Genomic DNA, 8,948 nt, shown 5'->3' with positions numbered 1-8,948 from the left:
GGCACCGACTGGTACCGCATCACCAACCTCGCAGACGGGGCGGCTGAGGTCGTCATCTACGACGAGATCGGCTGGTTCGGCGTCAGCGCCGCCCAGCCCAGCCGCCGCATGATGGGGGTGCGCTCGCCCACCTCGGGGCCGTCGCCGGCCGGCGTGGTGGACAGGCCCCGCCACAGCAGCAGGGCCGCGGGGGCGACGAGCAGCGGCACCCCCAGGAAGACCCAGCGCCAGCCCAGCTGCTCCACCACGATGCCGGTGATCGCCGGCCCGACCATGGACGGCACCACCCAGGCTCCGGCGAAGACGGAGAAGACCTTGGGGTGCATGGCCGCCGGGTAGATCCGTGACACCAGCACGTACATCGAGACCTGGAAGATCCCTCCGCCGAAGCCCTGCACGAACCGGCCCAGGATGAACAGGTCCATGGTGGGCGCCACTCCCGCGATCACGAGCCCCACGGCGAAGGCGCCCACCCCCGCCCAGAGGGGGGCGACCGGTCCTCGGAGGTCGGCCCAGCGCCCGCCCAGCACGGTGGCGACCATCGCGGCGGCCAGTGACCCGCTGAAGGCCAGGGCGTACAGCGCGAGCCCGTCGAGCTCGCGGCCCACGACCGGCATGGCCGTCGCCACGGCGAGCGCCTCGAAGGCCACCAGGACGATCAATGCGACCATGCCGACCGTCAGAGCGCGGTAACGCTGGGCGAATATCCCCTCGGATGGGGCGAGAACCGTCGTAGCAGTCATGATCAGACAGTACGGGCGCCACCCCGCCCCGGGCATCGGTCCCGCAGGTCAGCCCTTGGTCGTAGGACCCGCCGCCTCGACATGGGAGAGCAGGCCGCGCAGGATCAGGTCCAGGCCGAACTCGAAGCGCTCGACGCCGCGGGCGTCCACCGGGTTGCCGCCCTGGGCGACGAGGTTGGGGAAGCGGTCGGCGGGCAGGCTGCGGCAGAACTCCTCGATCTGGCCGGAGAGCTCCCCCGTGAAACTCGCCGGGTCCTCGCCGCCGGCGCGCCGCGAGCCCTCGTAGGTGTCGGAGCAGACGTAGAGGCCGAGCCGGTCGACCATCAGGGCGGCGACCTTGGGCGGCACCCCTCCGGCGAGCATGATGGCCAGCTGCGCCTCGCCGACCCGCAGGGCGTTGGGCCCGGCCGGGATGGTGGACAGACCGACCTTGGCGATGTCGGCGTGGGAGCCGAACACCCGGAACGTCTCCATGACCAGCTCCCTGAGCTGCTCCAGCCAGCGCTCCGGCTCGGGCTCGGGGGTCCGGATCTCACCCATGACCTCGTCGTAGACCAGATCGAGCAGCTCCTCCTTGTTCTCCACGTGGGCGTAGAGGGAGGCGGGGCCGGTGCCGAGCTCCTGGGCGACCCGGCGCATGCTCAGCGCGTCGAGCCCCTCGGCGTCGAGGATCCGCAGCCCGGCGGCGACGATGAGATCCCTGCTCAGGACGGGCCGCGGAGCGCTCACCCGGCGAGGCCTGCGCCACGGCGGAGCCGGATGTCGGTCATCCGCCGATCGTATATCGCGCCCACTCCCTCGCGAACGCCGTGCGGAAGGGCGAACGGTGTGCATGGCGCGAATGCTGTTCGTCGCCACCGCGACATCGCCGCACGCCGGACAGCACCCACGACGTCGGTGCACGCCGGACGACGCCCGTGACAACGCCGCACACCGGACGACGCCCGCGACATCACCGCACGACGGACAGCGCCCATCCGGCGTCGTCACGGCCCCGGACCACCCCGGAACACCGCAGACCACCCCGGACCAGCACGGGCCCCCTGCCCGCCCCCGCCCGCCCCGGACCACCCCCTGCCCGCCCTGGACCCCGCGGACGGCGTGGCGGGCAATCAGTACGGGGAGGACATATCCCGTTAACCGCGCGCACGGGTGGCCGTTCACCGGCGCTTCTAGCCTCGGGACGATCGGGGAACGGTCCTGTTGATCCTCACATGAGAGGTCCGTCAATGGAACGTCGTACATTCCTCCGCGCCTCGGCCCTCGGCGCCGGCACCCTGGCCTTCACCGGCAGCCTCTGGCAGGACGCCCTCGCGGCCCCCGCCCAGAACGCCCCCGGCCCCTACGGGCCCCTGCTGACCGCCGACGGCAACGGCATCCAGCTCCCGGCGGGCTTCACCAGCCAGGTGATCGCCCGGTCCGGGCAGACGGTCCCCGGCACCTCCTACACCTGGCACAGCGCCCCCGACGGCGGCGCCTGCTTCGCCGACGGCGGCGGATGGATCTACGTGTCCAACTCCGAGGTCAATCCCGGCGGCGGTGCCTCGGCGATCCGCTTCGACTCCGGCGGCGTCGTCGTCTCCGCGGTCTCGATCCTGTCGGGCACCCGGCAGAACTGCGCCGGCGGCGCGACGCCGTGGAACACCTGGCTGTCGTGCGAGGAGGTCAGCCGGGGCTACGTCTACGAGACCCACCCCTTCGGCGGCGCCGCGGTGCAGCGTCCGGCCCTGGGCCGCTTCAAGCACGAGGCGGCGGCGGCCGACCCGGTCCGCAAGGTCGTCTACCTGACCGAGGACGAGACCGACGGCCGGTTCTACCGGTTCGTCCCAGCGACCTGGGGCGACCTGTCGTCCGGCAGGCTGCAGGTGCTCCGCGCGGGCTCGGCCACCTCCGGCGCCTTCACCTGGGCCGACGTCCCCGATCCCGGCGGCTCCCCGACCGCGACCCGCAGCCAGGTCTCCGGCTCCAAACCCTTCAACGGCGGCGAGGGCTGCTACTACGCCAACGACACCGTGTGGTTCACCACCAAGGGCGACAACCGGGTCTGGCAGGTCGACGTCGCCGCCGGCACCTACGAGCTCGCCTACGACGACAGCCTCGTCAGCCCCGGTACGGCGCCGCTGACCGGGGTGGACAACCTCACCGGCTCGGCCTCCGGGGACCTCTACGTTGCCGAGGACGGCGGCAACATGGAGATCTGCCTGATCACCCCGGACGACAGGATCTCCCCCTTCCTGCGGATCAACGGCCAGGGCTCCTCGGAGATCACCGGCCCCGCCTTCAACCCCGCCGGCGACCGCCTTTACTTCTCCTCCCAGCGCGGCACCTCCGGATCCTCCTCCGGAGGGATCACCTACTGCGTCAGCGGCCCGTTCCGCACCTGACGCCCGCCCGGGCCGTACGGAGCCACCGGCCCGTACGGCCCGGGCCGGCCCGCGCGGGTCCGGGTCCAGGCCCGGGAGGAGGCCCGTCCCAAAATAAGTCCGACCGGTCGGTCATATTGTTTGCTAGAGTGACGGCGTGATCGACGGACGGCTCCAGCGCGGTGAGCGGACCCGCCAGGCGGTGCTCGACACCGCCGTCCGGCTGGCCTCGGTGGAAGGGCTCGACGGCCTGTCACTGGCCCGGCTCGCCCAGACTCTCGGCGTCAGCAAATCCGGACTTTTCACACATTGGCCGGATAAGCAGGCACTCCAGCTCGCGATCGTGGAGCAGGCCCGGCAGCAGTGGGTCGAGCAGATCATCGAGCCGGCCCTGCGCGTGCCCGGGAGGGTGCGCAAGCTGTGGGCCCTGCACGAGCACCGCCTGGCCTTCTACGCCTCCGCGCAGCTGCCCGGCGGCTGCTTCTTCCGCGCCGTCGACGGGGAGTTCGACGACCGGCCGGGCCCGGTCCACGACGCCATCGCCGCCGCCGTCGACAGCTGGATGGACCTGCTGAGCCGGCTGGCCGGGCGGGCCGTCGAGCTCGGCGAGCTGCGGCCCGGCACCGACCCCGGCCTGCTCGCCTTCGAGATCGAGGCGCTCGGCTCGGCCGTGGTCGTCCACACCCACCTTCTCCACCACGAGCACAGCCACCGATACGCCCGCCGCGCCGTGCTCGACCGGCTCCGGGCGCTCGCGACCGACCCCAGCATCCTCCCGGAGGCCTGACATGACGACCGCCCTGCAGACCGGGCACATCCAGCCCGTGCAGATCCACTTCGAGGACCTCGACGCCATGGGCGTGGTGCACAACGCTCGCTACGTCCTGCTGCTGGAGCGGGCCCTGTCCGGCTACTGGGCGGAGCACGGCTGGGCCTTCGACCCCACCCGCCCCCACTTCGCCGAGATCTTCTTCGTGGTGCGCGAGTTCTCCATCACCTACCACGTGCCGATCAGCACCGTGGGCACGGCCGCGGTGCACTTCTGGGTGGAGCACCTCGGCACGACCAGCGTGGTGTACGGCTTCCGCGTGCTGTCGGCCGACCACGGCGTCGTGCACGCCGAGGGCCGCCGCGTCCAGGTCAGACTGGACCCCGCCACGCTGCGGCCGAGCCCGATGAGCCCGGCCCTGCGCGAGTCCATCCAGCCGCTGGTCCTGACGGCGGGCCACCTCGGCCCCTGACCGTGGGCCGCCGCGACCGGGGCGGGAGCTCGGCCGCTCACCCGATCATGAAGCGCTAGAGTCCACCCCAGTCCTGAAATTTCATGATTCGGGGAGACGGATATGCGGGGATCCGCACTGGAGCACCTCCTCCCGGCCGGCGGCGAGCTGGCCGAGCACCTGCGCAAGAGCATGGAGGAGGTGGAGACCCGGCTGCGCGCGGTCGCCGCCGACTCCCCCGACCCGCTCATCGCCGAGGCTGCGGGCTATCTCCTCGACGCGGGCGGCAAACGGTGGCGGCCGCTGCTCGTGCTGCTCGGCGCGCAGTTCGGCGACTACGAGACCGTGTCGGTGCTGGACGCGGCGGTGACCGTCGAGCTCATCCACGCCGCCTCCCTCTACCACGACGACGTCATGGACGAGGCGCCGCTGCGGCACAGCGTGCCCAGCGCCCAGGTCCGCTGGGGCAACACGATCGCGATCCTGGTCGGCGACCACCTGTTCGCGCGCGCCGCCACCGTCAGCCTCGACCTCGGCGAGCCCGCCAGGAGAGCGCAGGCGCACGCCTTCGAGCGACTGGTCAGGGGCCAGGTCAGGGAGGTGGCGGGGCCCAGGCCCGGCGAGGACGCGGTCGAGCACTACCTCGACGTGGTCCGCGACAAGTCGGCCGCGCTGATCGCGCTCGCGGTGCGGCTCGGCGGCATCTGCGCCGGCGCGGACGACCGGGTCGTCGAGGCCCTGACGGAGTACGGCGAGGCCCTCGGCGTCGCCTTCCAGCTCTCCGACGATCTCATCGACATCCTGTCGCCGCCGGTCAGCTCGGGCAAGGCGCAGGGCACCGACCTGCGGGCCGGCCTGGTCACCCTGCCGATGCTGCACGCCCTGCAGGAGCCGGGAGCCGTACGGCTGCGCGAGATCCTGGGGTCCGGGCCCGTGGCGGACCCCGCGCTGCACGCCGAGGCGCTCGACCTGCTGCGGGCCTCGCCGGGCATGGACTCGGCCCGCCTGGAGGCCGAGCGCCACACCGCGCGGGCCAGGGCCGCCGCGGAGCGACTCCCCGACTCGCCGGCGCGGCGGGTCCTGGAGTCGCTCTGCGACCTGGTGGGCGGGCGTTCCGCCTGACCTCAGAGGCCGAGCGGGATCTACGTGCAGGAGCTGTCGATGTTGCCCGCCTTGTCGATGGCGCGCACGTACAGCGTCCACGTGAAGGAGGAGTTCTCGGGCTTCATGTGTAGAAGGGCAGGCCGTAGGCCGCGTACGCGGGCCGCTCGGCGGTGTCGCCGGGCTGGCGGGCCCACTCGACGCGCTCGATGCCCGCGCCTCCGGTGTGGCGGCGGGGAGTGCGGGCGCGCGCTTCTGCCGCCGAGACCCGTCCGGTGCGACGACGGCAGGCTCGCCGCTCAGCGGCCGAGCGCCGCGCGGACGACCTCCCGGTCCTTCTCCTTCTCCAGCTCCGTCAGCTCCCGGTACGGCAGCCGCTGCTCGGCGGGGGCCCGTTCCCCGTTCCGCCTGAGCCACTCCTTGTGCACTTCCTCGCTGGCCTCCTCCATGAACTTCTCGCTCCCCAGGTCCGCTCCCCGCTTCTCGCCGTCGCGCACCAATCTGACCGCCACGTCCGCGGAGTCCCTGTTCTCCTGCCGCCAGTCGCGCGGCAGGCGCTTGTAGTCGATGTTGGCGATGTCGACCCGGTCCGTGCCGTGTCTCTTCGCCCACGCCCGGTCCGTGGTCGTCTTGATCCGGGGTTCGTAGCCTCCGCCGTCCAGCCGGCGCGGAGCGCGCCAACGGTCGTGCAGACGGCCGGCCACGGTGTCGACCCTCCTGGCCCGGGGAGTCTTGAAGAGGCTTTCGAGGACGTGCCCGACGCTGCTCAGGACCTTGCGGAGCATGGCCATGAACTTCCCGGCCAGGTCGGCCGGACGGGGCAGCAGGTGCGGAGCGGCGGTGATCCCGTGGCGGCGGCGACCCCGGCGAGCAGCCCCCCAACCCACTCGGCGGTGTGCTTGGGGATCCACAGGCCGTTGGCCGCGGTGGTGAGCCGGTCGGCGGGGTCGGCCGCCTGGGGCGGGGTGCCTCCGTGACCGGTCACACAGGCGTGCGGCACGTCGATGACCGGCCCCTGGTCGGCGCCGGCCGGCCGGTAGGCGTGCCCGCCGTCGGCGGCCGGCCGCCGGTGACGGGCGATCTCGCCGGTCCCGTGGACGTCTCCGCTCCCGTCAGAGAGAGCCACCTGACACCTCCGAACCCCGTTGCGCGCGATCTGGGGCAGACCCATTCGATCATGACGGCCCGCCAGGAGGATACCGAGCCCGGATCACGGCATCGATGATCATGGAATGGGATTCGGGACCGATCCCGTCCGGATTCCGGACCGTTCCCGACGGCGCCTCCGCGGAACGGCCGGCCGCCCGGACATCCCACCGTCCGGACGGCCCACCGCGGAGCGGGCGTCCCCTACCGTCCCCGGACGTCGCCTGTCGTCCCCAGGCGCCCCCGCCGGGCGGCCGGACGTGAGGGCATCGCCGCCGGCCATGGCGCTCTGACAGGGGCGGGCCTCCGTGCCACCCTTGTCAGAGCGAGATCATGTGCGTGCCACCCCTGTCAGAGCGGGATCACCTGGCCGTGCGCTCCAGCTCCCGCTCGGCCCACTGGCCGATGTCACGTCGTTCGATCGCCGCGGCCATCAGGCCGGGGAAGGCGTCGGGGGTGCAGGCGAAGGCGGGCACCCCCAGCGCCGCCAGGGCGGCGGCGTTGTCACGGTCGTAGAAGGGCGCGCCCTCGTCCGACAGCGCGAGCAGCACGATGACCTGGACCCCGGCCGCGGTCATCTGGGCAACCCTGCGGAGCATCTCCTCCCGGACACCGCCCTCGTAGAGGTCGCTGATCAGAATGAAGATCGAGTCGGTGGGCCGGGTGATGAGGCCCTGGCTGTAGGCGATGGCCCGGTTGATGTCGGTGCCGCCGCCGAGCTGGGTGCCGAACAGCAGCTCCACCGGGTCGTGGAGCTGGTCGGTGAGGTCGACGACCGCGGTGTCGAAGACCACCAGCGACGTCCTGAGCGAGCGCATCGAGGCGAGCACCGCGCCGAAGACGCTCGAATAGACGACGGAGGCGGCCATCGATCCGCTCTGGTCGATGCAGAGCACGACCTCGCGCTGGACGGCCCGCTGCCGCCTGCCGTAGCCGACCAGCCTCGACGGCACCACGGTGTTCCGCTCGGGCAGGTAGTTCTTCAGGTTGGCCCGGATCGTGCGGTCCCAGTCGATGTCGGCGACCCGTTTGGGCCGGTGGGTCCGGGCCGAGCGGTCCAGCGCGCCGGTGACGGCCGCCTTCGTCTTCTGCACGAGCCGCCGCTCCAGCTCGGAGACGACCTTGCGGACCAGCGCGCGGGCCGACTCGCGCGCCTTCTCCGGCATCACCCGGTTGAGCGACAGCAGCGTGCCGACCATGTGGACGTCGGGCTCGACCGCCTCCAGCATCTCCGGCTCCAGCAGCAGCCGGGTCAGGTTCAGCCGCTCGACGGCGTCCTTCTGCATGACCTGCACGACGGTCGAGGGGAAATAGGACCGGATGTCGCCCAGCCAGCGCGCCACCCTGGGCGCGGAGGCGCCGAGACCTCCGCTCCGCTCGTCCGCGCCCCCGCCGCCACCGCCGTTGTAGAGCGCGGCCAGGGCTCCGTCCATCTGGGCGTCGGTCCCGGTGAGCGCGCACCCCGTGCCGTCGGCGTCGCCGCCGAGCACCAGCCGCCAGCGGCGCAGTCTTTCGTCCATCACTCGGCCTCCGCCTTCCCCAGGATCATCAGCACGGTCCGCACGGCCGCCGCCGCGCGTTCCTCGTCGAGCTCCGCCGCCCCCTCCGCGCCGGGGACCGTCCCGGTCACGAGCGAGCGGACCCGCGAGCCGATCGAGCGCCGTTCCGGCGCGGCGAAGGCGCCGAACGTCCGGCGGAGCAGGGGCAGCACGTCCACGAACGTCTCGGGGGCGAGCCCGGTGAGCCAGCCGTCGATCAGCGCGAGCAGCCGGGCGTCATGGACGAGCAGCAGGCCGCCGCCCGACAGGAACCCCTCGATCCAGGCGGCCGCCCGGGCCGGCGGATGCCCGGCCGACATGGCCCGCGACATCCGCGGGCCCACCTGGTCGGCGTCGAGGTCTCCGGCGTCCAGCAGGATCCTGGTGAGCCGGCCCTCGATCAGCCCGTGCAGGTCGGAGCGGCCGCAGGCGCCGCGCAGCGCGGCCAGCCAGCGCGCCTGGGGCGATCCCGCTCCGGAGGCGCCGTCGAGCAGGGCCACGGCGGCCTGCACCCCGTCGATGTGGCGCAGCAGGTCGCGGGCGGCGTCGTCGTCCAGGCCGGTGACCGCCCCGCCCAGCCCGACGCAGACCCTGGTGAGCAGGGCGTCGACGATGGCGGCCAGGCCGGTGGCGGGGGTGCCGCGCACGTCGCCGTAGCGCTGGGCGCGGACCATCGCCGGGAGCGCGGCCATCAGGTGGGTGACGTCGCTGTCGAGCGCGGCCCGCGCCGACAGCGCGTCGAGCACGTACGGCAGCGCGTCCGGCAGGTCGGCCAGCAGACACCGCTCCACCAGCCCGGTGAGGCCGGCCAGCGAGGGCCCGGCGGGGGCGGCCGCC

General features: G+C 72.9%; 10 protein-coding genes. 4 read left to right on the top strand and 6 right to left on the bottom strand.

What is annotated here, in order from left to right; genetic code table 11:
* Positions 1-56: 56 nt before the first annotated feature.
* Positions 57-743, bottom strand: coding sequence for an MFS transporter (locus ACWDS7_RS43860; protein ID WP_451934120.1), 687 nt, complete (start codon positions 741-743; stop codon positions 57-59).
* Positions 744-791: 48 nt separating this feature from the next.
* A complete protein-coding gene (locus ACWDS7_RS43855) occupies positions 792-1,472 on the bottom strand; it encodes a TetR/AcrR family transcriptional regulator (protein WP_451934119.1) in 681 nt (226 codons plus the stop codon).
* Positions 1,473-1,972: 500 nt separating this feature from the next.
* Between ACWDS7_RS43855 and ACWDS7_RS43850 the strand changes: the two genes are divergently transcribed.
* The 4 genes from ACWDS7_RS43850 to ACWDS7_RS43835 all read left to right on the top strand — a co-directional run bounded on the left by ACWDS7_RS43850 (position 1,973) and on the right by ACWDS7_RS43835 (position 5,448).
* On the top strand, positions 1,973-3,127 hold the full coding sequence (locus ACWDS7_RS43850; RefSeq protein ID WP_451934118.1) for an alkaline phosphatase PhoX: 1,155 nt from the start codon (positions 1,973-1,975) through the stop codon (positions 3,125-3,127).
* A 136-nt stretch (positions 3,128-3,263) separates the two neighbouring features.
* Positions 3,264-3,893 (top strand): TetR/AcrR family transcriptional regulator, encoded by a 630-nt coding sequence (locus tag ACWDS7_RS43845; RefSeq protein ID WP_451934117.1) that lies wholly within the window; start codon positions 3,264-3,266, stop codon positions 3,891-3,893.
* A gap of 1 nt (position 3,894) precedes the next feature.
* Positions 3,895-4,347, top strand: coding sequence for an acyl-CoA thioesterase (locus tag ACWDS7_RS43840; RefSeq protein ID WP_451934116.1), 453 nt, complete (start codon positions 3,895-3,897; stop codon positions 4,345-4,347).
* Between the two features lie 102 nt (positions 4,348-4,449).
* Positions 4,450-5,448, top strand: a complete 999-nt coding sequence (locus ACWDS7_RS43835) for a polyprenyl synthetase family protein (RefSeq protein ID WP_451934115.1) — start codon at positions 4,450-4,452, stop codon at positions 5,446-5,448.
* A 278-nt stretch (positions 5,449-5,726) separates the two neighbouring features.
* On the opposite strand, the gene ACWDS7_RS43830 is transcribed toward ACWDS7_RS43835, so the two are convergent.
* The 4 genes from ACWDS7_RS43830 to ACWDS7_RS43815 form a co-directional block, all read right to left on the bottom strand.
* Entirely contained in the window at positions 5,727-6,212 is a 486-nt protein-coding gene (locus tag ACWDS7_RS43830) for a hypothetical protein (RefSeq protein ID WP_451934114.1), read from the bottom strand.
* Positions 6,194-6,553, bottom strand: a complete 360-nt coding sequence (locus ACWDS7_RS43825) for a hypothetical protein (protein ID WP_451934113.1) — start codon at positions 6,551-6,553, stop codon at positions 6,194-6,196. The genes ACWDS7_RS43830 and ACWDS7_RS43825 overlap by 19 nt, the downstream gene beginning before the upstream one ends.
* A 382-nt stretch (positions 6,554-6,935) precedes the next feature.
* Positions 6,936-8,093 carry a VWA domain-containing protein gene (locus ACWDS7_RS43820; RefSeq protein WP_451934112.1) on the bottom strand — a complete coding sequence of 386 codons (1,158 nt, stop codon included), beginning with the start codon at positions 8,091-8,093 and terminating at the stop codon, positions 6,936-6,938.
* Positions 8,093-8,948, bottom strand: an 856-nt coding sequence (locus ACWDS7_RS43815) for a DUF5682 family protein (protein ID WP_451934111.1), incomplete at its 5' end; no start/stop codon positions are given. The genes ACWDS7_RS43820 and ACWDS7_RS43815, both read right to left, overlap by 1 nt.

Source organism: Streptosporangium sp. NPDC003464 (genome assembly GCF_053588315.1).
The sequence above is the reverse complement of the archived record's forward strand: the minus strand, read 5'-3'. Positions and strand labels throughout refer to the sequence as shown.

Bases quoted from the DNA above. Each gene is read 5' to 3' on its own strand.
- ACWDS7_RS43860 (WP_451934120.1), bottom strand. From the start codon at position 743: ATGACTGCTACGACGGTTCTCGCCCCATCCGAGGGGATATTCGCCCAG.
- ACWDS7_RS43850 (WP_451934118.1), top strand. From the start codon at position 1,973: ATGGAACGTCGTACATTCCTCCGCGCCTCGGCCCTCGGCGCCGGCACC.
- ACWDS7_RS43840 (WP_451934116.1), top strand. From the start codon at position 3,895: ATGACGACCGCCCTGCAGACCGGGCACATCCAGCCCGTGCAGATCCAC.
- ACWDS7_RS43835 (WP_451934115.1), top strand. From the start codon at position 4,450: ATGCGGGGATCCGCACTGGAGCACCTCCTCCCGGCCGGCGGCGAGCTG.
- ACWDS7_RS43830 (WP_451934114.1), bottom strand. From the start codon at position 6,212: ATGCTCCGCAAGGTCCTGAGCAGCGTCGGGCACGTCCTCGAAAGCCTC.
- ACWDS7_RS43820 (WP_451934112.1), bottom strand. From the start codon at position 8,093: ATGGACGAAAGACTGCGCCGCTGGCGGCTGGTGCTCGGCGGCGACGCC.